Annotated in this window: 25 protein-coding genes; 12 read left to right on the plus strand and 13 right to left on the minus strand. The window is 37.5% G+C overall.

The features are described 5' to 3' along the window. Positions 1-17: 17 nt before the first annotated feature. Positions 18-2,024, minus strand: a complete 2,007-nt coding sequence (locus PL9631_RS04695; RefSeq protein ID WP_083617555.1) for an ABC transporter ATP-binding protein — start codon at positions 2,022-2,024, stop codon at positions 18-20. A 233-nt stretch (positions 2,025-2,257) separates the two neighbouring features. Here PL9631_RS04695 and PL9631_RS04700 point away from each other — a divergent pair, with 233 nt between their 5' ends. Together PL9631_RS04700 and PL9631_RS04705 are read left to right on the plus strand one after the other, a co-directional pair. Further along, a complete protein-coding gene (locus tag PL9631_RS04700; protein WP_083617557.1) occupies positions 2,258-3,187 on the plus strand; it encodes a polysaccharide pyruvyl transferase family protein in 930 nt (309 codons plus the stop codon). 115 nt (positions 3,188-3,302) lie between these two features. Then, a complete protein-coding gene (locus tag PL9631_RS04705) occupies positions 3,303-4,469 on the plus strand; it encodes a glycosyltransferase family 4 protein (RefSeq protein ID WP_083617560.1) in 1,167 nt (388 codons plus the stop codon). 183 nt (positions 4,470-4,652) lie between these two features. Here the strand turns inward: PL9631_RS04705 and PL9631_RS04710 are convergent, their stop codons facing one another. Continuing rightward, positions 4,653-5,858 (minus strand): glycosyltransferase, encoded by a 1,206-nt coding sequence (locus tag PL9631_RS04710; protein ID WP_083617562.1) that lies wholly within the window; start codon positions 5,856-5,858, stop codon positions 4,653-4,655. 30 nt (positions 5,859-5,888) lie between these two features. Continuing rightward, on the minus strand, positions 5,889-6,098 hold the full coding sequence (locus PL9631_RS04715) for a hypothetical protein (RefSeq protein WP_026788132.1): 210 nt from the start codon (positions 6,096-6,098) through the stop codon (positions 5,889-5,891). 131 nt (positions 6,099-6,229) lie between these two features. On the opposite strand from PL9631_RS04715, the gene gloB reads away from it, so the two are divergent. Further along, entirely contained in the window at positions 6,230-7,003 is a 774-nt protein-coding gene (gene gloB / locus PL9631_RS04720; RefSeq protein WP_083617565.1) for a hydroxyacylglutathione hydrolase, read from the plus strand. 109 nt (positions 7,004-7,112) lie between these two features. On the opposite strand, the gene PL9631_RS04725 is transcribed toward gloB, so the two are convergent. Next, positions 7,113-7,325: a hypothetical protein gene (locus PL9631_RS04725; protein ID WP_083617567.1), complete on the minus strand. Its 213-nt coding sequence runs from the start codon at positions 7,323-7,325 to the stop codon at positions 7,113-7,115. 156 nt (positions 7,326-7,481) lie between these two features. Between PL9631_RS04725 and rplI the strand changes: the two genes are divergently transcribed. Next, positions 7,482-7,940: a 50S ribosomal protein L9 gene (gene rplI / locus PL9631_RS04730; protein WP_026788135.1), complete on the plus strand. Its 459-nt coding sequence runs from the start codon at positions 7,482-7,484 to the stop codon at positions 7,938-7,940. A gap of 68 nt (positions 7,941-8,008) precedes the next feature. Here rplI and PL9631_RS04735 read toward each other — a convergent pair whose 3' ends face one another. Then, positions 8,009-9,220, minus strand: coding sequence for a hypothetical protein (locus PL9631_RS04735; RefSeq protein WP_083617569.1), 1,212 nt, complete (start codon positions 9,218-9,220; stop codon positions 8,009-8,011). A 109-nt stretch (positions 9,221-9,329) separates the two neighbouring features. Between PL9631_RS04735 and PL9631_RS04740 the strand changes: the two genes are divergently transcribed. Continuing rightward, positions 9,330-10,352 carry a hypothetical protein gene (locus PL9631_RS04740; protein WP_156090457.1) on the plus strand — a complete coding sequence of 341 codons (1,023 nt, stop codon included), beginning with the start codon at positions 9,330-9,332 and terminating at the stop codon, positions 10,350-10,352. 92 nt (positions 10,353-10,444) lie between these two features. Here the strand turns inward: PL9631_RS04740 and PL9631_RS04745 are convergent, their stop codons facing one another. Further along, complete coding sequence (locus tag PL9631_RS04745) at positions 10,445-10,873, minus strand: type II toxin-antitoxin system VapC family toxin (protein ID WP_079680766.1); 429 nt, start codon at positions 10,871-10,873, stop codon at positions 10,445-10,447. Further along, positions 10,866-11,135: a hypothetical protein gene (locus PL9631_RS04750; RefSeq protein WP_231516643.1), complete on the minus strand. Its 270-nt coding sequence runs from the start codon at positions 11,133-11,135 to the stop codon at positions 10,866-10,868. Before PL9631_RS04750 ends, PL9631_RS04745 begins: the two co-directional genes overlap by 8 nt. 76 nt (positions 11,136-11,211) lie before the next feature. Here PL9631_RS04750 and dnaB point away from each other — a divergent pair, with 76 nt between their 5' ends. Then, on the plus strand, positions 11,212-14,106 hold the full coding sequence (gene dnaB, locus PL9631_RS04755; protein WP_083617574.1) for a replicative DNA helicase: 2,895 nt from the start codon (positions 11,212-11,214) through the stop codon (positions 14,104-14,106). Between the two features lie 89 nt (positions 14,107-14,195). On the opposite strand, the gene PL9631_RS04760 is transcribed toward dnaB, so the two are convergent. Then, the gene (locus PL9631_RS04760) at positions 14,196-14,759 is read right to left on the minus strand and encodes an FKBP-type peptidyl-prolyl cis-trans isomerase (protein ID WP_083617576.1); all 564 of its coding nucleotides are present in this window, start codon (positions 14,757-14,759) and stop codon (positions 14,196-14,198) included. A gap of 90 nt (positions 14,760-14,849) precedes the next feature. Beyond that, positions 14,850-15,176: a phasin family protein gene (locus PL9631_RS04765; protein WP_079680763.1), complete on the minus strand. Its 327-nt coding sequence runs from the start codon at positions 15,174-15,176 to the stop codon at positions 14,850-14,852. A 134-nt stretch (positions 15,177-15,310) separates the two neighbouring features. Here PL9631_RS04765 and PL9631_RS04770 point away from each other — a divergent pair, with 134 nt between their 5' ends. Then, entirely contained in the window at positions 15,311-15,667 is a 357-nt protein-coding gene (locus tag PL9631_RS04770; protein WP_083617578.1) for a zinc ribbon domain-containing protein, read from the plus strand. A 104-nt stretch (positions 15,668-15,771) separates the two neighbouring features. On the opposite strand, the gene PL9631_RS04775 is transcribed toward PL9631_RS04770, so the two are convergent. The 3 genes from PL9631_RS04775 to PL9631_RS04785 form a co-directional block, all read right to left on the minus strand. Then, positions 15,772-16,008, minus strand: coding sequence for a CopG family ribbon-helix-helix protein (locus PL9631_RS04775; RefSeq protein WP_083617580.1), 237 nt, complete (start codon positions 16,006-16,008; stop codon positions 15,772-15,774). A gap of 29 nt (positions 16,009-16,037) precedes the next feature. After that, positions 16,038-16,262 (minus strand): type II toxin-antitoxin system HicB family antitoxin, encoded by a 225-nt coding sequence (locus tag PL9631_RS04780; RefSeq protein WP_231516644.1) that lies wholly within the window; start codon positions 16,260-16,262, stop codon positions 16,038-16,040. Positions 16,263-16,443: 181 nt separating this feature from the next. Then, positions 16,444-17,523 (minus strand): hypothetical protein, encoded by a 1,080-nt coding sequence (locus PL9631_RS04785; protein ID WP_083617584.1) that lies wholly within the window; start codon positions 17,521-17,523, stop codon positions 16,444-16,446. 208 nt (positions 17,524-17,731) lie between these two features. Here PL9631_RS04785 and hemC point away from each other — a divergent pair, with 208 nt between their 5' ends. The 5 genes from hemC to PL9631_RS04810 all read left to right on the plus strand — a co-directional run bounded on the left by hemC (position 17,732) and on the right by PL9631_RS04810 (position 22,258). Then, positions 17,732-18,694 (plus strand): hydroxymethylbilane synthase, encoded by a 963-nt coding sequence (gene hemC / locus PL9631_RS04790; RefSeq protein ID WP_083617586.1) that lies wholly within the window; start codon positions 17,732-17,734, stop codon positions 18,692-18,694. Positions 18,695-18,826: 132 nt separating this feature from the next. Then, positions 18,827-19,474, plus strand: coding sequence for a glycoside hydrolase family 108 protein (locus PL9631_RS04795; protein WP_083617588.1), 648 nt, complete (start codon positions 18,827-18,829; stop codon positions 19,472-19,474). A gap of 6 nt (positions 19,475-19,480) precedes the next feature. After that, positions 19,481-20,548: a glycosyltransferase family 4 protein gene (locus PL9631_RS04800; RefSeq protein WP_083617590.1), complete on the plus strand. Its 1,068-nt coding sequence runs from the start codon at positions 19,481-19,483 to the stop codon at positions 20,546-20,548. 52 nt (positions 20,549-20,600) lie between these two features. After that, positions 20,601-21,500, plus strand: a complete 900-nt coding sequence (locus PL9631_RS04805) for a S66 peptidase family protein (RefSeq protein ID WP_083617592.1) — start codon at positions 20,601-20,603, stop codon at positions 21,498-21,500. A gap of 236 nt (positions 21,501-21,736) precedes the next feature. Next, positions 21,737-22,258, plus strand: coding sequence for a phycobiliprotein lyase (locus PL9631_RS04810; RefSeq protein ID WP_083617594.1), 522 nt, complete (start codon positions 21,737-21,739; stop codon positions 22,256-22,258). 150 nt (positions 22,259-22,408) lie between these two features. Here PL9631_RS04810 and PL9631_RS04815 read toward each other — a convergent pair whose 3' ends face one another. Next, on the minus strand, positions 22,409-25,588 hold the full coding sequence (locus PL9631_RS04815) for an alpha-mannosidase (protein WP_083617596.1): 3,180 nt from the start codon (positions 25,586-25,588) through the stop codon (positions 22,409-22,411). Positions 25,589-25,621 lie beyond the last annotated feature (33 nt).

A 25,621-nucleotide genomic window follows, 5' to 3' on the forward strand; every position in this document is an offset into this window, starting at 1 on the left:
TTCCCTGTTCCCTATTCCTATTGTTTTTTCAAACGTAGTTTAACACTCTGTTCAATAAACTCAATATTTTTAAAGATACTGGTAGCAGAACGATAGGCTTCTAATAGTAATTCCTCCTGTTCTTCGGGAGTATCCGCCATCCCATCGATTAATAACCGTAAGAAACCAATCATCGGATTTAGACGAGTCCGCACCTCATAGGAACTTTGAATTAAGGCTTCATCCCGGGCGGCTTCTTCGGCAAATTGTAGGGTATAAAGACGGGCGAAATGACCGCCTAATTTTAATAATTCATCATGGGTTCCTAATTCTACCACTTCCCCTTTTTCTAACACAGCAATTTGATGGGCACTTTGAACGGTGGAAAGGCGGTGAGCAATGACAATAGTAGTTCGTTCTCGACTCAGGGCGTCAATGGCTTCTTGAACTAATCGTTCAGAAACCGTATCTAGGGCGCTGGTGGCTTCATCTAAAATCAGAATTTCCGGGTTTCTTAATAGGGCTCGGGCGATCGAAAGTCGTTGGCGTTGTCCCCCAGAAAGTAGAACACCGCGATCGCCAATTAAAGTATCAAAACCTTCGGGTAATCTATCAATAAATTCATGGGCATTAGCCCGTTTTGAAGCCTCAATAATTTCTTCATCCGTTGCCTCGGGTCGGGCATAGGCAATATTATCTCGAATCGAAGAATTAAATAGAAATGTATCTTGACTGACCACACCCATGGCTTGTCGTAAACTTTGTAAGTTATATTCCCGAATATCTAGCCCATCAATTTCAATACTTCCCTCGTTAGGATCATAAAATCGAGGTAATAAATCTGCTAAAGTTGACTTTCCTGCCCCCGATCCTCCTACTAATGCTAAGGTTGTACCTCGTGGAATATATAAATCAATATTTTTAAGAACCAGGTTGTCATGCTCTGGATAACCAAAGGAAATATTATTAAAACGGATGCCTTTCTCAAAGGAATTATAGGGTAAGGTTCCCGGTGTCATAAAGGGTTTATTATCTCGGCGGAGCAAGTCTTCTACCATCGTGACCCCGGCGGAGTTATTGGCAAATTGACTGCGGGCATTATTCAAGCTAGAAACTAGAGGCAGGGTTCTAAATAATAGAAACAAATAAGTTAATAGAATCGCCGAAAAAGCCTGAATATTATCAGCAAAAATCACCCGACCTGATATCACAATTAAAAGAATAACGATAATACTAATAACTTCATTGATTGGGCTAATTATAGCATAGTTCAAGTCACTTTTATAAGTTGATTTTTCTAATTTTGAAATCAACTTACTGATTTTTTCATACTCTCGATTTTCATGACCCATGGATTTAACCAGGCGAATTCCATTCAAAGCTTCAATAATACCAATGGCATAATCCCTAGAGGCATTAGAAAGTTTTTCGCCCCATTTTTTAGCTCTTTTGATAAAGATTTGATTAAATAAAATCACCAAAGATAGTAAAAAGGTGGAAACTAAAGTCAGTTGCCAAGAAATAGATAGGAGCAAACCTGCAAAGACTAAAATAGTAATTGATGTGGTGAGAATGGAAATCAACAAATTCACAGCCGTGGCTGTTTTTCTAACTTCCGTATTAATCCGGTTAACTAAATCTCCGACCTTTGTTTTTGTATAAAAATCCAAATCAACATTTAATAAAACATCTAATCCAGCCCTCCGTAAATCCGACATTAAGGATTTAGTTAAGGAGCCAGAAACCACCGTTACTAAGTAATTATTGAGATTTTTCAGGGCGATCGCTAATATAATCGCAGTGGTCATCACTAAGACTCGGTATTGGGGATCAATTTCATTAAAAGGACTGATCAAGGCTTTAATAAAGGCAGGACTTCCCTTTAAATCCAAGGATTGACCCAATATACTTAAGACAACAGGGACAATTAAAGTTGTACTCACCCCGTTAAATAAAGCGGAGGAAAATCCTAGAACAACCGTTAAGAATATTTTAAATCGGTAAGCCGTTGCATATTTTAAAAGTAATTTAAGATTTTTAGACATAATTAAGAATTTTGATTAAAATTAAAAGAGGGTCAAGATCAGATGCTACCATTCTTACATCAGCTTGTGAATTTTGTCATCCTGAGTACAGATTTAACTTAAGAAAAGATGAAAATCCGATCCTTGGCGTCAAAATTGAGTATGCTAAACGGTGGGGAAGTCTTTAGATCATTTTAATACATAAGCAGAACCCAATAGAGTATTATTCGATCATACAATCATTACAGAAATAAATGAAGCTATTTTATTTTATCCCGGAAGGTTCAAGAGCAGGAATCAGCAATTTTGGTGATGAGCTCAATTCTTGGTTATGGGAACAATTTATTCCTGGTATTCTTGATCAGGATACAACTATTGCTGTTTTAGGAATGGGTACATTATTAAATGATCTTGTCCCTAAACGAGTTCCTGATGCCCGCCATATTGTTGTTTTGGGAACTGGAGTGGGTTATGGTCAAAGTTTACCCATAATTGATAATAATTGGACAATTTATTGTGTCAGAGGGCCATTGTCAGCACAGGCTTTAAATTTATCCCCAGAATTAGCTATTACTGACCCGGCAATTTTGATCCGGAGACTGTATAAACCTAGTTTAAAAAAAGTTTATAAGTTCGCTTATATGCCCCATTATGTTCAGTCAATTGAAGCGGGAAAATCGTGGGAAAAGGTGTGTCAACAACTGGGATTTCACTATATTGATGCCCGGTGGTCAATTGAAAAAGTCATATCAGAAATTAGTCAAACAGAAGTTTTATTAACTGAAGCCATGCACGGTGCAATTGTGGCGGATGCTTTACGAGTTCCTTGGGTTTGTATTCATACGTCTTCTAGTATTTTAGAGTTTAAATGGCAAGATTGGTGTCAATCAATTGGTGTTGAATATCAACCCTATCGGTTACAACAATTATCTGACGAGCCACCGGAATATGGTATTAGTTTAATTCGAGGAATTCGAGGTAGTCGTTCAGCCATTAAAGTCTCTTTAAATCACTGGTTAAATCAAATTAAAACCCCTTCTCTACTCGCTAAAATTGCTAATATAGCCCATCCGGTTTTAAGTACAGATTCTGCAATTGAAAGCCTGACAATTCGCCTGGAAGAAAAGTTAGAGCAATTTAAAAATGATGTTACTTCAGGCTATTTTAATTCCTTAATTTCCTAAAAAATTCAGGGAATTAGTATTTTTTTGCTATAAAAATCAGGGTCATCTTTAGGAAATTGCTGAAAAGTTTTCACTGAATTTTAAAAGAACAGCTAATTGTTAGGTGGAATAGGATATGTCTAAAAAAGTTTCTCTGGTGGTCTGTAACTTAGCCCATGAATTAAGATGGGGAGGCGCTCGCCCGTTTATTTTAGCTCAAGCTCTACAAAAAATTCCCTACCCAGTAGAAATTATTGGATTAACCTTTGAACCTTTTACTCCACCGCCTGATTTAGATATTTCAATCCAGGTATTCCCGGGTAAAAATTATCCCAGTGTCTTGAAAAGTTTTTATCAACTCTCACAAAAAATTGATGGCGATATTATTTATGCTTATAAACCGAAACCCAGTAGTTTTGGAATCAGTTTAATCAAAAAAATGTTTACGGGTCGTCCTTTAATTCTCGATATTGATGATTGGGAAATGAGTTGGTATGGCGGAGATGAATGGCAGTATAAACCCGGCAGTTTAAAGCAATTTGCTAGGGATATTTTAAAACCCAATGGGGCGTTAAGAAATCCCGATTATCCCTTATATTTAAAAGCCATGGAAGGCTTAACTTCTCGGGCGGATGCGATTACAATTCATACCGGATTTATTCAACAACGGTTTGGGGGAATTTATTTACCTAATGGCAAAGATACCACATTATTTAACCCAGAAAATTATAATTCTGAGTCAGTGCGATCGCAATATAACCTATCGGATTATAGAATCTTAATGTTTCCTGGTGCGCCTCGACCCTATAAAGGTATTGAAGATGTTTTAATGGCTTTAGATATTCTCAATCAACCCGATTTAAGATTAGTAATTGTTGGAGGAAGTCCCTATGATGATTATGATCAAAAACTCAGAGAAAAATGGGGGCAGTGGCTAATTTCAATTCCACCTTTACCCGTCACCAAAATGCCTGAAATTGTAGCAGCGGCTGATATTATTGTGGTTCCTCAACGTAATCATCCTTCCGCCTTAGCTCAATTTCCCTTAAAATTAACCGATGGAATGGCAATGGCAAAACCAGTTTTATCTACAAATGTCGGGGATATTCCTGATATTTTAGGGAATACAGGATATCTAGTTGCACCCAGTTCTCCAGAACAAATTGCGGAGATGATTCAACATATTTTCAGCGACTTTGATCAAGCTCAAGAAAAGGGTATAGCCGCCAGAAAACGTTGTGTAGAACACTATAGTATAGAAGCAATGGCTAATATTTTAGCATCAATTCTTTCCCAATATTAAACATCAAGCTATGAATGATAAAATCAAATATTTTTTAACCTTAGAAACGGGATTGATTTTAGCTATTATTATCAACCCTCAAAGCGATCGCAATTCTCTGGCTCGTACTTTATCACATTTGGGCTTATACCAGGGGTTAAAAAATCATCCTTTTTCTTTCCTAAATAACCCCAAAACCTATAATTACTTAACTTCCGTTACTCGCCAACTCAATTTTAAATTTAGCCAGAAATTCCAAAAAGTTACAAAAGCGATCGCAATTATTTTGGCTAAATAGGCATTCATTCCAAACAAATTAAACAGAATATTCACCAATAGCACATTTAAAATCAACCCCGATAAACAAATTAAGTTAAATTTTAAAAATCGTTTAAACCGTTTTCCCGTGCCTTTTTGATGGCTAGAAATATCTCCAAAAGTCCAAAGATCATTCCAGATAAAATTATTAATAATCGCTACTTCTGCCGAGAATATGGCACTGCGGGTTAAAGCCAAACCAATAACAGTATAGAGGAGATAAAACACTCCCATATCGACAAAAACCCCACTAAAACCCACAACTCCAAACCGCAAAAACCGCGTTACCGGCCATCTAGCTAAACGTAATTTAACCAAATGTTGTAAATATTCAATATATTGTTTCCAAGTCACTTTGCTTTCCCCTTCTAAGCGTTCTTGGAATATATAACCTACTTCTCCCACCCAACGAATTTGACCGCGACCTAACACTTCAATTAAAATTTTATAACCAAGGGGATCGAGAGTTTTTCCAGCAATTGCTTCCCTTTTAACCATAAAATAGCCACTCATCGGATCAGACACCCTACCAATAACACCGGGTAAAATAATTAATCCTAAAACCTGCGCCCCTCTCGATAAAAAGCGCCGAATCACACTCCAATCACTAACACCACCGCCCTCAACATGGCGACTCCCAACGGCTAAATCCGCACCCCGTTCTATTTCAGCTAAAAGTTGCAATAAACTCTCTGGAGGATGTTGTAAATCCGCATCAATTACCCCTAAAATTTCTCCTCTTGCCACTTGCCAACCCCTAATCACCGCCGTTGATAATCCCCGTTCTTCCTGACGTCGCATGACCCGCAATGGGAGAAATTCTGGGATTAACTCCGCCGCGACTTTCCAAGTTAAATCGGGGCTATCATCATCAACAATAATTAACTCATATTCATTAGGAATTGCTTCGTCTAATAACTGAGTTAATTGTTGGACAATGGCTCTAACATTTTCACTTTCTTTATAAGTGGGAATGATCAACGATAATCTAATCGCAAACTCGCTAATTTCTGTTGGAATATTGGCTTGGGTAGGAATCTGTAATAGCCCGGTTGGAACCGGAATTAAATTATTGACTTCGGGAAAATTCATATCGGGTTTGACATCATTAATTTTTACTGTTCACATATCATTAAATCTAACACGACCCGTCTGAACATAATCAAATACTCGATTAATTTGGTTGCGTTCAGATTCGGTAATATCTTTATCAGATAAAATAGCCGACATTAATCTCAAATAATCAGCATGACCCAGTTGACCAGAATTGACAATCCGATCTGTCACTTGACTAATTGAGATTTTAGAGCGAGTGGGAAGTGTCCACAGCATTTTAACCGTAACCTCTCTAATTTAATTATTGACTAATTTTGCGATAAAATTTGCTAGACTAACGAATTAGGCTCCGCAAAGTCTTAACTATTCTAAACCCTAATCGAATCATTTAGTGGAGATTGCTTTTTATGCAAATTGAACGAATTCCAGTCCTCTCGGATAACTATATTTTTTTACTCCACGATCGCGATCGGAAAATTGCCGCCGTTGTTGACCCCGCAGAAGCCTATCCTGTTTTAGAACATTTACAGAGATTAGACGCCGAATTAGTTGCAATTTTTAACACTCACCATCATAGCGATCATGTTGGGGGAAATACTCAACTGATTAAAGAATATCCCCATCTTACCGTTTATGGAGGTGAGGGCGATCAAGGCAGAATCCCCGGTCAAATGGTATTTTTAAAACCGGGTGATCAAGTTCAATTTGGCGATCAAATTGGGCAGGTTTTATTTGTTCCCGGTCATACAAAAGCCCACATTGCCTATTATTTTCCGCCCCAAAATCCTGATCAACCCGGGGATTTATTCTGTGGGGATACCCTATTTGCCGGAGGGTGTGGTCGTTTATTTGAAGGTACTCCCCAACAAATGTTGACATCTTTAAATCAATTTCGCAACCTCCCCGAAACCACTCGGGTTTGGTGTGCCCACGAATATACTCTTAATAACTTAAAATTTGCCTTAACGGTTGATGCTGATAATCGAGATTTACAGGATCGTTTTCAACAAGTTACCGTAGCCCGCAGTCAAAATCAAGCCACCATTCCCTCCAATATTGGCTTAGAAAAACGCACTAATCCTTTTTTGCGTTGGGATGTTTCCAGTCTACAAACGGCGGTGAATAGCCATGATCCGATCCAAACCTTTACCCGTTTGCGGGGAATGAAGGATCAATTTTAAGGGTAAATTAAAGTTCCCAATCTTCGATTTGCAAGTTGGGAACTCGACTAAATTCTGTGGTATTGTGGGTGACTAAAACTAAATTGTTAGCTAACGCGATCGCTTCATATTATCCTTGATTTTCTCGGACTAATGGTTCACCCACCCAGCCACCAATTACCTCCTCAAAAAACCCAGGTTGCCAATTTTCATGTTTCAGGGTTTCACTAGAGGCTTGAAAGATCACAATAGCTTCTAAATCTCTATCTTTAAATTCTGCTGGCATTTGTACCCGTAATATTCCATCCTCACCAATGTGTCCTTTGAACTGAATACTCTGCATAGCAGCCTCCGGGGTGAATCCTGACCCAACTTAGTCTGTATTGTACTACGCGATTACAAATACCCTAAACCGGGGTAAGTTGATTATGGACTTGCGATCGCACCCTAATCTTGTTAATATAGAGTGTTTGGGTTAAAAAAAATATAGGAACTGATCATGGCGAAGCGTACTCAAGTTGTTCTGACCAAAGATGTGATTAAACTGGGAAAAAATGGGGATCTCGTAGAAGTCGCCCCCGGTTATGCTCGTAACTATTTGATTCCTCAGAGTATAGCAGTTCGGGCTACCCCTGGGATTCTCAGACAGGTAGAACGACGTCGGGAAGAAGAACGTCAACGGCAACTAGAACTAAAACAACAGGCTGAAGCTCAGAAAAAAGCCCTGGAAGCGGTGGGTGTGTTCAAAATTGCTAAACAAGTTGGGGAAGAAAACGCAATTTTTGGAACCGTTACCGAAAAAGAATTAGCAGAATTGATTCAACAAGCAACGGGTCAAGAAGTTGATCGTCGGGAAATTACTCTCCCTAGTATCAGTAAATTAGGAACCTATAAAGCCAATATTAAGTTACATTCTGACGTGACGGCTGATGTAGAAGTTGAAGTGGTTTCTTTGTAAATTTTTATTGGACTCAATTTAACCAATTTTAACAGGTTTCCCTTTAAGCCCGAACTTGAGTTCAGGGCTTATTTTTGTTCTTGGGCTTTGAAATAATAATAAAGATTAGCAACCGTTAAATCGGGGACTTCTTGCCAGTTAGTCAGGGCAAGTCCTTGAAAATTTATGGCGATCGCTCTTTGAGAAATATAGGATTCATAATCAAAGCGTAATTCCGGTTTAATTAAAAATTTGAGTTGATCTTTCAAAGCCACAAAATGGGATTGAGCTTTTAACTCTTGATAAAGTTCAAATGGCGATCGTTTTTGTAAAGCGTTAGATTCTTGCGATTGATTTAAACTAACAATATCAGTTACATCTAAATTGGCTAGTTTTTCTTGATCCTCAACCGATAAATTTTGTATAACTTTTAGATTATTCTTCCAGAAATCAATTAAAAGCATATCATGATTGATAATAGAGTTAATTCTGGGGAATATAAAGTCAATTTCTGCTTCCGATTGACAGGATTCTGTTAAGTATAGACAATCTTTGATAATTTTTTCTCTGAGGTGATTTAACTGAAAAATACAAGCCTCAAAATCATTTTTTAAAATATCAATTAAAGCCAAGGTTTGTTCAATCGCCCAAGCACATTCTAATCGCTTTAGTTTTCCCAAAATCGAAGGACAAGAAATCAGTTCTTTATTGTTATAAATAGCTAAACAATTTTGTAAATTATTCCAAATAAAGTTTAATTTATCATTTCTATCTGTAGGATTTTGTGTTATTAAAGCCGATGGGAGTCGATCATTATGGACTGACTGAAAGATTCCATAAGCCTTAATAAACTGAACGCTGTGTATTTCTTGTTGGATTTCTTGACCCACTTGATTGATCGTTTTTAAAATTTCATCGCCTTGACTATTAATCATTAATTTTAAATCTGTGAATCCTTTTTCAAGCCCTAACTGAACTAGATCTAATTTCCGATTGACTTCGCGAGTTTGCTGCAAATTTTGTGCGGAAAGTATTCCCAGTAAAGCAACACCGACTCCTAGGGTTGCTGTTGCCGACTCTAATATACTAGCTTTTTCCTGTAAGCTATCCATGCCCTTTTTCAGATAGTCTAAGTCTCGATTAAGATTGTCAGATTCTACTTTACCTTGATAGACTTTGACCCCGATTTTTGCGATAATTACTACAGTCCCGAGATAAGGAACACCAGCTACAAAGGGAGATGCCACATCTAAAGCAAGACCAAGAGATTTTAAAAAAGGTGCTAAATCTTGAGATTCCATAACTAAGTTAACCTAAGTGTCAGAAGTTAGTATAATTAATTATATCAGTGATACCTGTTCAAAGCTGTCTCTGATGGGAAAAAAAATATTGATCCAGGAATTAAATGTGATGAATGAATCTCTCAAAGCCTTTCTTGCTCTTAATCAAGCGGTTACACTAATCCATTCTAATGACAATCAATCTTTAGAGTTGAAACAGTCAGCAACCGATTTAAGCCAATCGATTCAACTTTGTACCGATGAAATGAGACAGTCTGCTGTTAAATTAGAACAATTACTAAAAAATTGTTATCAGGATTTAGATCAGGCTGGAGAAGTTTGGAATAGTAAAGCTGGAATTTTATCTATCCCCAAGGAGGAAATTTGGGAACAGATCGCACAAATTAGTAATGTAGATGTACGCATTCGTAATTTAAGAAAAAAATGTAAAACAGAAGTTATTAAAGAACTTAGAGAGTCATGGAAAAATCGAGTTACAGAACTCAAAAAACAGTGGTTTACTGAAAAAAATACTGGTAAACCTAAACAAGAGGCAGGCTTATCAGATAAAGATAGTTTAATTAAGGGTTTAGAAAAAGAATTAATCGTTCAAAATCGTCAAATTATTCTAGCAATTAAACATAATATACAATTACTAGATAAAGAGTTATATAATTTCCAAATTAATCTATTAGAATCTCATATAAGTTATTATCAAATCAAGGACAAGAATAATTTGTTATCTAAAATTAGTGATTTTCGTTATAAACGAAATTTTTTATTTTATGTAAAAGGCAACGTTTCTAACCCTTTGATAGATTTAATAAAACCGAGTTGGGATTCTTTTTATAAAGATAGTTTTCTGGTTGTTAAGAAAGATCAATTAGATGACTTTTCAATTACAGTTCTTTTATTTATGGAAAGTAGCCTTTTACCACGGTTAGACGAGTGTTTCGATTTAGCTCTATCAACTTTAATGTTTCATTTAACATTTTATGATGATTTATTAGAAAAACAAAATAGATATGAGCAAGAAATGCCTCAAAAATGGCAAGCTGAAAAACAATCTTTAGATCAACTTCGTTCACAAATTGATAAAGTTCAGACAGAAATTGATACGATTTTAAATTCTATTTCTACAAGTGAAAAATAACCGATAATTCCTAAATGTTGAAAATGAGTTTAGGGTCATATCGTGGATTGTGGCTCTGTCGATATTTGGTTTATTGATTACGAAATTATGGATTAGTTAGGCTGCATTAATCTGATAAATCCAGCTTGTATAAAATGACGATCTGATGTAAAAGCTGTTGTGATTTTTTCTTGCTGCATCACGGCAAAACTAATGCAGTCAGTTAACCCCCAATCTTTATCAGAATGTTGGTTATAAATTGCTAAACCTGCATCGAATAAACTTTGATTAACAGGAATAACTTTGATGGCTTGAGATTGTCTAATTGCTTTGAGTGTTGCATAAGTTTTTTGACGAATATTAATGCTAGATAAAGCATCAGCTACCTCTAATAAAATAAATTCTGTTGTCACTAAAAAAGTTTTATTTTGACGGAGCCTAGCCATTACTTCTTGTGCTTGTTCATGAAGATCATCCGTAGTATTAATTAATGCGATCCAAGCTGCACTATCCACAAAAACTTGATTAAATTTACTACTCATCTTGTTTTTGTTTTCCATACAAATAGTGATCATGCTGATGAGCTAAATCTCTGATACCCGTATCTACAGCATTTTCATTTAACGCCAACTCTAACGTATCCCAACCCGTTTCATACTCCTCCGAAGAAATATCAACTAATTGCTCCTGTTTTTCTGATTCTAAAAAAGTAATAATCACAGGATAGTTGTCAGGATAAGATATTGGTTGAATGGGATAAATTACCCCATTTCTGACAATTCCTTTAATAGATTGCATAAGCATTGTGTAAGATCGATAAATATTCTATAATAGAGTTTAACATAAAATGGTCTAATCGGCTTATTAACTAACTCATGCGATGAATGAACCTCAATTTTCCAGTATTAGCGATCGCCTTCCCCCTCAAAACATAGAAGCAGAGGAAGCCATTTTAGGGGGCATTCTCCTCGATCCAGAAGCCATTAGTCGGGTAGCAGAATTATTACAACCAGAATCCTTTGCCCTCAAATCCCATCAAATTATTTATCGGGCAACTTTAACCCTGCATTTCCAAGGAAAATCCACGGATTTAATGACTGTGGCTACTTGGTTAGCGGATCAAAATTTACTCGAACAAGTGGGGGGACAATTAAAATTAACTCAACTGGTAGATCGTACCGTTTCGGCGGTTAATATTGATCAATATGGCTTATTAATTTTAGATAAAAAAATCCGTCGCAGTCTGATTACCGGGGGACATAATATTATTGAATTGGCTTATGATACCAGCCAAGATTTAGAAACCGTTCTCGATAAAGCTGAACAACAAGTCTTTAATATTTCCCAAGTTCGACCGCAACAGGATTTAGTTTCTATTGGAGAAACTTTAATTGATACTTTCCAAGAAATTGAAGACCGCAATGAGGGGATTTCCCTGCCCGGTATTCCCTGCGGATTTTATGATTTAGATGCGATGACAGGAGGTTTTCAACGGTCGGATTTAATTATTATTGCGGGTCGGCCATCCATGGGGAAATGTTTGAGTTTTGATAGTAAAATTGTTTTATCCGATGGCAGTATTGTCACGATTGAAGATATTTATAATCGTCAAAAGGCTCAAATTTTAACGTTAGGAAATAATTGGAAATTTCAAATTACTGAACCTTCTAACTTTATTGATGATGGAATTAAACCCGTATTTAGAGTAACCACAAAACTAGGGCGTTTTGTAGAATCAACCCTCACCCATCCCTTTTTAACGATTCAAGGATGGCGACCGTTAGCAGAACTTCAACCTGGAGATAAAATTGCTGTTCCCCGTCAATTTGATAGTTTTGGATCTGAAAAATTACCCGAATATCAAGTTAAAATTTTAGGTTATTTACTCGGAGATGGAGAGTTGAAAGATAAAAATATTGTTTTAACCCATAATCATTACCAATGGTTAGAACAATTTGGACTATCAGCACAAGAATCTCATCAAAAAACAATTCCTGAAATTATCTTTAAATTAGAGCGATCGCAAATTGCCTTATTTCTAAATCGTCTGTTTGCAACGGATGGTTGGGCAACAATATTAGCCAGTGGTCAATGTCAATTGGGTTATGCCAGTGTTAGTGAAGAATTAGCCCGACAAGTTCAACACTTATTATTACGATTTGGCATTATTGCCACCTTAAAAAAGCGTTCTGTCAAATACAAACAATCAAGACGAACAGCTTGGCAACTGGATATTACTGATGCTTTATCTATTAAAACTTTTATCTCAGAAATTGGAATTTTTAGTAAAGAAGAAACACTTTTAAAAATAGAAAATGCGTTAATGAATAAACGCTATCAAACCAATCGAGACTTGATTCCCATAGAAATTTGGCAAGAAATTGCAACGGTTAAAGGAGATGAATCTTGGCAAAATTTAGCAAAAAGGGCAGGGATTCCAGGCTATAGTAATATTCATGTTGGTAAACGGCAATTATCACGGGAAAGACTCTGCACTTTAGCTACCGCTTTAGATCATTTACCCTTACAACAGTTAGCAACCAGCGAGATTTATTGGGATAAGATTGTCTCAATTGAATCCGTCGGGGAAAAACAAGTTTATGACTTAACCATTCCTGAAACTCATAATTTTGTTGCCAATGATATCTGCGTTCATAATACCAGTTTTGCGGTCGGTTTAGGACATAATATTGCTAAGGGTCAAAAACTCCCGATTGCGGTTTTTAGTTTAGAAATGTCGAAGGGGCAATTAGTCCAAAGACTATTATCTAGTGAAGCAAAAATAGAAAGTAACCGCATTCGTTCAGGTAGAATTAGTCAATCGGAATGGGAACCTTTAACCATGGCAATTAGTTCCTTAGCAGAATTACCCATTTTTATTGATGATACTCCCAATATTACCGTCACTGAAATGCGTTCCAAAGCTCGAAGATTGCAAGCCGAAAATGGGGGGGTATTAGGGTTAATTTTAATCGATTATTTACAATTAATGGAAGGTGCTAGTGATAATCGGGTACAGGAATTATCGAGAATTACCCGGTCATTAAAAGGATTAGCCAGAGAATTAAGTGTACCTGTAATTGCCCTATCCCAGTTAAGTCGTAGCGTTGAATCTCGAACCAATAAACGGCCGATGTTATCGGATTTAAGAGAATCTGGTTGTTTAACAGGTGATAGTCTAGTCACATTAGCAGATACTGGATTACAAGTACCCATTAAAGAATTAATAAGTAAATCTGGTTTTCCAGTTTGGGCATTAAATGAAAAAACAATGAAGCTAGAAATAGCAATTGTGAGTAATGCCTTTTCTACGGGTATAAAACCTGTATTTACCTTAACAACTCGACTAGGAAGAAAAATTAGAGCCACAACTAATCACAAATTCCTGACAATTCAGGGTTGGAAAAGACTGGATGAGTTAAATGGAGGCTGTCCTATTGCCTTGCCCGGTTCTACGATAGAAAATAGTGATATTAACTGGGATGAAATAGTTTCAATTATACCTGATGGAGAAGAAGAAGTTTTTGATTTAACGGTTCCTAGTTTGCATAATTTTGTAGCAAATAACATCGTTGTCCACAATTCAATTGAACAGGACGCGGATTTAGTGATGATGATTTATCGAGATGACTATTATAATCCCGATACCCCAGACCGAGGAATTACCGAAATTATTATGGCTAAACATCGGAATGGCCCCACGGGAACCATTAAACTATTATTTGATCCTCAATTTACTAAATTCAGAAATTTAGCCAATCCCCGTTCTAGCTAAATTCATACACAGAAACCGGGTTTCTTCATATATAATAACTAGAAACCCGGTTTATTGGAGCTTGTCTATAACTTTTAAGGATGAAATAATCAACCTGCTTTTAACAGTTCCACATCAAAAATTAATGTTGCATTCGGAGGAATTACACCGCCCGCACCGCGAGAACCATACCCTAATTCCGGTGGAATAATTAACTTGCGGCGTCCGCCTGGTTTCATGGTGATCACGCCTTCATCCCAACCTTTAATCACTTGACCCATACCAATATTGAATTGAAAGGGTTGTCCGCGATCGCGAGAACTATCAAATTTTGCCCCATCGGTTAAAGTTCCTGTATAGTGAACCGTAACTTTTTGCCCCTTCGTAGGAGAGTCACCGCTACCTAGAGTTAAATCCACATACTGTAAACCGGAGTCCGTTGTAATTACCTGTTCTTCTGAATTTGTCATGTTTTGAGCAATAATAGTTTGAGCATTGGTAACAAGATCGGGTGCGAATAAAGGACTACTAGAAGTTGCTACCGTTTGTTGCACTGCAATTGGAGTATTTTGATTAACCGCTTGTGCCTGTTGTACTGATGTTGTAATTTGAGCTACAACTAACACAACCGTACAAACAATAATCACCCCTAAGCTAATTAGAATTTCTCGCAAAATTCATCCTCCTGCATCTAATGATGTAACTTTAGGATTGTTGTTTTAGGGAAAACCCAAGATTCAAGTTTGACATTATTCGGGAACTTTTTAACGCCAAAGACGATTTTCCAAGTCTCTGACCTGACGTTCCAGGCGGTCGAGACGTCCGCGTAACTCATCAAGTTCCGACTGACGGGGAACCCCCACATCCTGCATTAAATTGCGGAATTGGCGCTGCATCAGGTCTTCTAAGCTAGTTTGATCGAGTTTGAGACCCTGCATCATGTCATCGACAAACTTTTTGGCTTGGTCTGTATTCATCGTCCCGTCTTTGACCCACTGATCGGTAGCTTCCTGCAATTTTTCCGCCACTAAGGAGGTTGTCCCGATCCCAATCATCAACAGTTGTCGGAGTAAATTATTTTGATTATCCATTGTTTCTAACCTGATTAGGCTGCTAAAGTGCAAATATAAAGCTAGGCTTTATGTTTAAACTGACTCACATTTTCTATTTTGTGGTATTTTTCCCCAATTCGCCGATTCGATTTTTCCAGGTTTAAATTTTCAAAATGTCCCTTTGTCCCCGGTGTCACCAACTTATTGACCCCCAGGCGTTAAGTTGTCCCCATTGTCAAGCTCAACTCAAAGCCTTTGGACACCCTGGTATTCCCCTCTATCGTTCGACGGGGAAGGAATATCTCTGTGAAACCTGTCTCTATCACGAGGATGGTACCTGCAACTTTCCCAAACGTCCTTTTGCTCAGGAATGTACCCTCTATCAAAATCGTTCAGAACCGTTAATTTCTGATCCGATTAAATCTCAGCAAACTCTATCAGTTACGATTGGAGTTTGGATACAACAGAATAAGGTTTGGCTGATTGTTTTAGGGTTATTAATTATTGGTTTTATTATAACTCTTTTATAGCCTTTTTTACATTGATTTAAAAATCTCGTTGTTGGGCTTCAGCCCATAAATCCAACAAGAATTAATCTTTAGAAAGACGGTTTCTTGGATGTGCGATCGCATTATTAATTAAAATTATCAGGATTTGTACTCAAATCGGTGGGTAAATCTACAACACTTCCAATAACATCTAATTCCATCGCCAAATCATAACAACTTTTTTCAGGGATAAACTTCCGAATGTAACTTTCCAATGCTTCTATAATTAGTTCATGTTCTGATTTATCCTGTAATTCGGCTAAAGTTTTTAGTTGTTCACTTAAAGTTTCACTAACTGGAATTGTAATTGAATTGGTTTGCATTAATTTTAAGCTCCTAATTTTTTATTACTCTAAATTCTTGCTTCTAGGTTTGGAATTTTATCGCCAAATTGATAAGCGGTTTCTAACCATAGGTGTTTTGCATCTTGCAAATTTGCCATAACTTCTTCTAGGGTTTCAGCTTGGGTTATACACCCTGGCAAATCTTTTATTTCAGCAACATAACCTCCTTGGGGTTCAGGATATAGTGTGATCGGATAAGGTAAACTTAAGTAATACTCTATCGCATCTCCCAAATTTAAACCGTTAATCCTTCAATGTGATCCTGAGCGTAACGAAGTAAAGAGAAGGATCTCAAGAGTTATTTGCTTATAGCAGAAATCTCTATGAGATGCTTCACTACGCTGCGCTTCGTTCAGCATGACAAAGGGAAATTTATTAGGCTAATTTTAAGAAATGCGATCGCATTTTTCAAGATTAATCGCTGAATTCTTCAAAATATGAGTTACAAATTGCATCTCCATCAGAAGAATAAGGATTTTGTAAACATTCTAACTCTTGAATTCTTTGATCTTTATCTTGAATAACCCTTTTTAGGTATCCTATTTCACTTTTGTGTTCTTGATTTTCTTTCTCAAGCTCATGATAAGCTGTTAAGGTTAACGGTAAAGTTTCAACCTGATGATCAGCATATATTTTATGACCATTATTCCATCTGTATGATCGGAGTTTTTTCCAGGTTTTTGAATTTCGCTTTCGTAAACCAGTTAAAACCAAAGGAATAATATCCCAGAGAATTAATTTATAATATTCCCATAATTTATTTAACAATTTTCGCTTGACTGAAGGAAAATCAGTTCTAATATAAAAAAAGCAAACAAAGAATATCATTTCCTTCCATGAATAACTGAGTTGATTGCATTTGACATAATCAACTATTTTATAAATTTTAGCTTTGTATTTATGAGAAGATAAAATTTCATTTTGTGGGTCTAATAAATTACAATCCTTAAAATTAGTTAAAAGCTCATAAGTTTGATTTACTGAAAAATTTGTATTATTCAACCCCAAACAATCCATGAATATCGTGTATTGTTCTTCTTTGACTATGGTTATAAATAAATCTTCAGGAGATAAAAATTCATATTTTTCTTGCAACATTTTAGACGATATTCTATAAAGGAAACGATTGTGAGGTGATGATTGTTCCTGTAGATCTTGATAGAGTAAAGCAGCCCTTTCTGTATAGAATTTTTTTAAGTATGGTTCTGCTAGTTGAATAATCTCCCATAATATTGTGTATTCATCGATGATTTTCCAAATAGCTTTTGTTTTTAAAGGATCAATTCCTGTATCTTCCAAATCTTGCTCAAATTTACTATCTTTACCTGTAAATTTTGCTTCTAATGCTTGAGCAACTAAGACATTCCATTCTCTATTTTTTTTCAAATCTTCCTTTTGGTCTGCTGTCAAATCTAATTGAAGATAATCTTGACCGGGAAAATTTTTTAAAAGCTCAGGTAACTTTTTAGTAATGACATCTTGAGTTATAGCCATGATCATTATCTCCACCAGAGGTTATTGTTCACAATGTTAGATGGCTTTTCCTACCTATAGATCTTTTGTGTCAAAGACATTAAGTTTTGTAACAACTCTTGCTTTTAACCCAACACCCGCCACCCGTCACACACCTTAACAACCTTGACGTCCCTCCTTGCGGTAGGCTAGATCCAGTGACTTTATTAGCTTGTATTATCTCCTTAGTATGTCTGTATCTGCCCCGACTCGTACCGTCCGCATTGCTTCGCGAAAAAGCCAACTCGCCCTAGTCCAAACCTATTGGGTACAGGGAGAACTTCAGAAACACTTCCCCGACATCACCTTTGAAGTGCAAACCATGTCCACCCAAGGGGATAAAATCCTCGATGTCGCCCTGGCTAAAATTGGGGATAAGGGACTCTTTACCAAGGAATTAGAAGTAGGAATGCTTGAACGCAGCAGCGATATTGCAGTGCACTCCCTCAAGGATTTACCGACTCGACTTCCCGAAGGATTAATGTTAGGCTGTGTCTCGGAACGCGAAGATCCAGCCGATGCCTTAGTTGTTCATGAAAACCACAAAGATAAACAACTGGAAACCCTACCAGCAGGCGCTATTATTGGCACTTCTTCCCTGCGACGCCTAGCCCAACTTAGATATCATTATCCCCATTTAGAATTCAAAGATATTCGCGGCAACCTGAATACTCGTCTGCAAAAATTGGATAATGGAGAATATGATGCAATTATTCTGGCCGTTGCTGGGTTGGTTCGTTTGGATATGAGCGATCGCATTCATCAAGTCATCGTCCCAGAAATTTCTCTCCACGCCGTCGGACAAGGGGCGTTAGGGATAGAATGTCGAGAAGGAGATAGCGATATTCTGGAGATTATTAAGGTTCTTGAACACACTCCCACCGCCCAAAGATGCTATGCTGAACGGGCATTTTTACGCGAGTTAGAAGGGGGTTGTCAAGTTCCCATTGGAGTTAATACTTCTATTGAGGGCGACCAACTCACTTTAGTCGGAATGGTAGCCAGTCTTGATGGAAAACGGTTAATTAAAGATACCGTAATTGGAAATACCAATGACGCGGAAAATTTAGGAATTCAACTCGCTCATAAACTCAAAGAACAAGGAGCCCAAGAAATCTTAAACGAAATCTTTGCTGAAATTCAGCGTAGTTAATTATCCTCCTGTTTGGGTGTTGATAGTTCTCCAATTTGTTGTAAGGCGAGCCTCATCGCTCGCTATTGCAATATTTCCTATTACCCATTCGTAATTCGTAATTCGTAATTCCCCATTACCTAAATTAAAACCATGTCTGAATATCCTGAAGCCTTTAAAACTGCTTTAAAATTCACCTTAAAATGGGAGGCTGGTGTTGGTGATCCTCGAGATTTAGCAGGTACAGTTAATTATGGGATTTCTCAACCCACCTATGATACCTATTTACGGGGAAAAAATTTACCGTCTAAATCAGTTTTACAAATTACCCAAAGTGAAGTAGAACAGGTTTATTATGAACAATATTGGAAACCCTGTTTAGCAGATTTAATGGTTTTACCTTTAGCCGTAGCCCATTTTGATACGGCTGTTAATTTTAGTGTTAGAGGCAGTTTAGAATTTCTCCAAGAAGCCATTGGCGGGTTAACTGTTGATGGAAACTTTGGGGCTAAATCAAAAACCGCATTAGAAAAAGCCAATAATTTACAAACCGCCCAACGCTATTGTCAAGGTCGCATTGACTATCGCTATCAACGGGTAAAAGCTAACCCCAGTCAGGAGATTTTCTTAGCGGGATGGTTACGACGAGATCAGGATTTATTGCGCTATGTTAATGAATTGGGAGGATTAACCACACCTAAACCCACACCAAAACCTGTTAGTCAAACGGAAATATTTAGTAAAATAGAACAGGCTATCCGGTTATTACAAGAAGCCGTTGATTTACTCAAAAAACAATAACTATATATGGATAAACCTTTGAAACTATTATTAGTATCAACTCCTGTTGGGTCGTTAAGCTCTGGGTTGGCAGGAGGTGTGGAATTAACGGTATTAAATCTGGCAAATATTTTGCAAAAACGGGGTCATGAAATTACTATTGTTGCCCCTAAAAATTCTAAATTAGAGTCATTTTCAATAGTAGAAATTTCAGGAGAATTACAAACCTCAGCCCAAACCCAAAGTCGTCAAGATCCGGTAATTTTACCTGATAATTCCGTATTAGCTAATATGTGGAATTATACCATAAAAATAGCGGATCAGTATGATATTATCATGAATTTTGCTTATGATTGGTTGCCCTTATTTCTAACTCCCTTTTTTCGGGGTAAATTAATCCATTTAATTACTATGGGATCTTTAACAAATGTCATGGATAGGGCTGTTCAAGACGTGATCCAACAATGTCCTAATTCTATCGCATTTTATAGCCATAGTCAAGCGGAAACCTTTGGTTTAAAAGAGGGTTATTTTTATTTAAGTAGTGCTATTGAATTATCTCAATATTGTTTTTGTAGTCACCCCCAAAATCAATTGGCTTGGGTCGGTAGAATTTCCCCCGAAAAAGGTTTAGAAGATGCGGTGGCTGCTTCAGTTAAAACCGGGATACCCTTAAAGATTATGGGTAAAATTCAAGACCCCATTTATTGGCAAACTATTCTGAATAATTATGTCGATGCTCCTATCGAATATTTAGGCTTTTTATCAACAGAAAAACTTCAAGCCAAACTAGGTCAATGTCGGGCGTTAATGATGACCCATCGTTGGATAGAAGCCTTTGGAAATGTGGCTATTGAAGCCTTAGCCTGTGGTGTTCCGGTTATCTCCTATCGTCGAGGGGGGCCGACAGAAATTATTCAAGATGGAATTACAGGTTGGTTAGTAGAACCTGATAATATTAATCAGTTAGTTTATGCTATCCAAAATATAGATAAAATTGACCGTTATGTATGTCGAAAACAGGCGGAAACCGAATACTCTTTAGAGAAATTAGGCGATCGCATGGAACAATGGTTATTGCAAATTATTTCGTAGTAAGCCCTTTAGGGCTTTCTTATTATTTTATAATCCAAAAAAACAACCAATCATGAACAATTTTCCCAGACTAAAACCCGGAGACAAATTAAGAGTTATTACCTCCAGTGGAGCATTAAGAGAATGGGAGAGGTTTGAGGCTGGGGTTGAAATTTGGCGATCGCACGGTTATAATATTGAATTAACATCGGGTTTTGATCAAGTTACAGGCTATTTAGCTGGAACCGATGAAAACCGCCGACAACAGTTAATAGAAGCCTTAAATGATCCCGATTGTCGCGGGATTTTATGCGCTAGGGGTGGGTTTGGGTCAACTCGTTTATTAGAAGGTTGGAATTGGGAAAAGATCACCCCAATTTTCCCAGATCCTAAATTTTTAATTGGATTTTCTGATATCACCGGACTATTATGGGCGTTTGCTAATCACCCCCAAATTATCGGTATTCATGGCCCGGTAATTACAACCTTAGCCACTGAACCCGACTGGTCAATTAAACGTTTATTTAAAGGAATAGAAACGGGATTTTTTGATACTTTAACAGGAGAAGGTTGGGGCAGAAATAGGGTTTCGGGTCGATTATTTCCCGCAAATTTAACCGTTGCAACCCATGTATTAGGAACAGCTTATCAACCGGATTTAACTGATACTATTCTGGCTTTTGAAGATGTGAATGAAGAACCCTATCGTTTGGATAGAATGTTAACCTATTGGCGCATGGTCGGAGGGTTTAAAGGAGTCAAAGGAATTGCCTTGGGAAGATTTAGTAATTGTGAGGTTAAAGGGAATAATAATAGTTTTACCTTAGAAGAAGTATTACGCGATCGCTTAGAGGATTTAGGTATTCCCATCGTCTCTAATTTACCTTTTGGTCATCAAGGATCAAATGCTATTTTACCCGTTGGTATGATGGTTAATCTGGATGGAGAAAAAGGAACATTAAGTTGGGTTTAGGGAAGGTTTATTTAATTGAACCACAAAGACACAAAGAAGTTATTGTAAACACTATATAAATTATCATCGTAGGGGCGGGTTCGAGACTATCTATCATGTTCACCCAAAAACCATCTCAACCCGCCCTTATTTCTAATTTAGAATAGACTATGCTACAATGAGAATCCATTGCATCAAACTTCTGTATGCAATAAAACTAAGTGAACTCAGTTTTTCTTTTTTTTAGTTTATCAAAGATGAATATTATTGAATTTTTTGAATTAAGTGCAGGGAAATGGTTTTCTCAACGCACTTTACACAATTTAAAATCAGGACAATTACAGGCGGGTAAGTCTAATCTGATTATTGAGAGTTTACCCCAAACCGATGCTAAAGTTGTTCAGCTTTGTCAGCAACATCATATTGATCCAACGACTATTTCTGGGGGGTTTAGCTCCACTTGGGATGGAACTACAGAAGGCAACTCCAATCAACAAAAAGGCTCGGCTATTTTAGTTCCAATTATTAATCCTGACCATCCCCAAACCGGTCAATTACTCCAAGCCCAAGGCACTAACCCCAATCAATCTCTATCGGGACGCTATAATTTGGGAGAGGATGAAGTGTTAACCGTAATCACAGAAACTCCTAACTTGTATATAGAAGAACGGTTATGGTATTTAATGCCCAATTTGAGATTAAGAACCAGTATTGTTAAAAATAATACGGGGTTAACTCAGGCTTCTTTTTGTTCAGAAATTCGCATGGGAGTTAAATAATATTAAGGCGAGTTTGTTTAACCTCAAATTCGTAAACTCGCCCCACTCAACAACAAAGGTGTTTATAACTTCTTTCTTGTTTGTGTCTTCGTGTCTTTGGGGTTAAATTAATCTTAACCCCGATCAAGATAACAACACCAACTATTATCTCTAATTCTTCCTAGAACTTAGAGCAAAACTAACTATTTTCCAAGGAGATATAAAAACAGTTGTTTCCTGGAGTTGCTCTAATAGATTGACCGAATAATCTATAGTTAATCCCAGATTATTCTGTAATTCTAACCTCGTTGATTCTCCCTCACATTCATAACATCTTAAAATCCAGTGTTGGGACTTCGTTTCTGACTGTTTGAATGCCATTAAAATTAAATGATCAGACCCTAACTCTAGGAAACTCTGGCAAGCTGATGATTCTAAATTAGTGGTTGAAGGTTGGGGAGGATAGACTTTAACCCGTAAAGGACGATTGAATTCATAGCCTTTCTGGACGGTTTTTGCTTGTTTCCAATCTCCCCCATGGGGATAAATAGCATAACTAAATTGATGCCATCCTAAATCGGCGTCTGGGTCAGGCCAAGTTGAACCTCTTAATAAGGTTAATCGCAGTTGGTCGGGTTGAGCATCATAACCATATTTGCTATCATTTAATAGGCTAATTCCATAATCCGATGTACTAATATCCGCCCAATGAATAGCCGGAACTTCCCATTTAGCTTTTTCTTGATCGGTTTGGGGGTTAGTAGGTCGTTGAATCACTCCACAGGGTATTTCATAACTGGCAAAATCCGCCGTAATTGTTAGGGGAAAAGCGACCTTAATTAAAGTATGACGCTCTTGCCAATTGACGGTGGTTTCTATTTTTAACAGGGGTGAACCTTGTTCTAAAATATAATCTTGGCAGAATTGTGATTGCTTGAATGTTTTAACAATTCTCAATCGCCAAACTATCGGCCCCGATTCAATCCATCCAATTGATTCTAATTGCGGTGAATTTAGGGGATATTGTTGATAATTAGGGTTAATATTCCACCCATCCCAATATTGTCCTGAATCTGCAAAGACTTGTAATTGATTTCCCTGTCCTGGTTGGAGGATATTTCTTTGATTAATTAAGTCAAAAACCTGTTCTAAATTTCCGGTTTCCGTATCTACAATTACCCGCAAAATATCATTTTCAAAGTTAATCTTTTGGGATTCTAACTGATAATATTTGACAATCTCGTTTTTTTCTGCTATACTTTCAGTAAAATTGGAAATAGGTGTGCCCATATAGGGTTTTTCTTGCCACCTTTCAAGGGTTTCAGCCTGTTTGCGCCCCAACCAATACACCTGATATCCCAGACTCGGAACATTTTTTGCCAGGAATAGCAGTTGCGGGTTTTCCGACCCTTCCCCCCGCAGTTGGGCGGTTTGGGGCATTCCCTGGTAATCATAAATTTGCCAACAGCTATCGGAATTAGGAATAGGCACAGCCACAACTTCTGAGCGCGACCAGTTCAGGGAGTTAAAGATAAAAATGGGTTGGGCGTCGAGTTGGGAGGGGAAGTTAACAGGAATAGAGGCAACAATGGCATCAAAAGACTGGTGGAGAATTTCCTCGGCGGTTTTGATAGCGGTTTCCCAATCTAAATTTGCCTGTTCATAGACCGCAGCAATGGCAGATCCCGGCAGGATATCGTGAAATTGGTTTAATAAAATTTGCTTCCAAGCGGTTTCTATTTGCCGTTGGGGATAAATAGAACCGGAGTAGAGGGTGGCGATAGTTGCAAATAGTTCTGCTTCATATAATAGGGTTTCTCCCCGACGATTAAACCGTTTTTGATCTGCGTGGGTAGTATAGCAACCGCGATGGAATTCTAAGTATAATTCATCCCGCCAGATCGGAAGGGATACGGGGGCATTATTCAGGACTTCTGTTAAATAGTCTTTGACCGTTTGAAACTTAAACTTTGGAAAAATAGCAGATTGATTCCAGCGTCGAGTTATTTCTAGCATATCACGGGTCGGCCCGCCCCCATGATCACCAACTCCGGGCAACCATAAACTCTGATTTAATCCCGTTTGGGTTTTCCATTCCAGAGCATATTTGAATATTTTAACCGGGTCAACTCGTTCACCAATTAAAGCGGTCATGAAACTAATAATTTTTGTGCCATCTAACCCTTGCCATTCAAACAACCCGTAGGGAAATTTAGTTGTGTCATTCCAGCGCAGTTTTTGGGTAATAAAATAATCAATACCGCCTTGTTGGAATATTTGGGGTAATTGCCAACAAAAACCAAAGGTATCGGGTAGCCAAGCAACGGTGGAAAGCTGACCCATTTTTTCTAAAACATATCGTTGTCCGTATAATACCTGACGGACGATAGATTCTCCATTAATAATATTCAATTCTGGTTCTACCCAGAGTCCGGCGGCGATTTCCCAGATTCCTTTTTGAATATTATCTTGAATTTGACTAAATAAATCGGGACGATGTTTTTCTATCCATTCATAGAGAATAGGGGAGGAATGACAGAAGATTAATTCGGGAAAGTCGGTTTGTAATTGCAAAACTGACTCAAAGGTTTTCTGTGCGACTATCCAAGTTTCTGTTATCGGCCATAGCCATGCTAAATCTAAATGGGCGTGACCGAGTAGGGAAATTTTGTATAAGTCTAATTTAGGAATAACTGATTTTAATATCTGGCGAACTTGGATAAGGCTATTTTCAAATTCACTAAGATATTGGGGGAGAATATAGCCAGAAATGATATCTAAAATCTTCCCTAGGGAAGTTAAGTCGGTTTCTAGGTCGGGTTGGTGATTTTCCGATGCTAAAAATATCCCTAAAATTTCTAACTCGTCAGCTAAGAAACTCGGATCAATTTTTGAGGAGTCCGAAACTTCATACCAACAGTAGGAATTAACTAATGCTCCTCGGTCGTGACCCGGACTAATTAAAAATAACTCTATTTCAAATTCATCTCCTGGCTGTACCGCCGAACTTAATAGAATGCGGGTATAACTATCAAATAGATCTCCGGCCTGTACAAATTGATGATTAATATAGATTTGAGCATCCTCAGCCCACCAACTTAATACCAATCTTAAAGTTAAACCTGTTAACGGATAACCCTGTAAGGGAACTATAATTTTTTGTCTTAATTTCAAAACCTGTTTTCCCGCCGCCCAAGGAATATGTCCTTTTTCATTGATTTCAACTGAGTGATCAGACTCCCCAGGGTTGATAATTTGCCAATGGGGTTGCAGATTAATTTGAGTCAACAGACGTAACCGTTGAGCAACTTCCGAAATCTGTAATTGCAGGGTAGGGGCAGAAAAAGACATTTACTGTTATAGTGAATAAGGGAGAATATAGAT

The organism is Planktothrix paucivesiculata PCC 9631 (assembly GCF_900009265.2).
Taxonomy (GTDB): Bacteria; Cyanobacteriota; Cyanobacteriia; order Cyanobacteriales; family Microcoleaceae; genus Planktothrix; species Planktothrix paucivesiculata.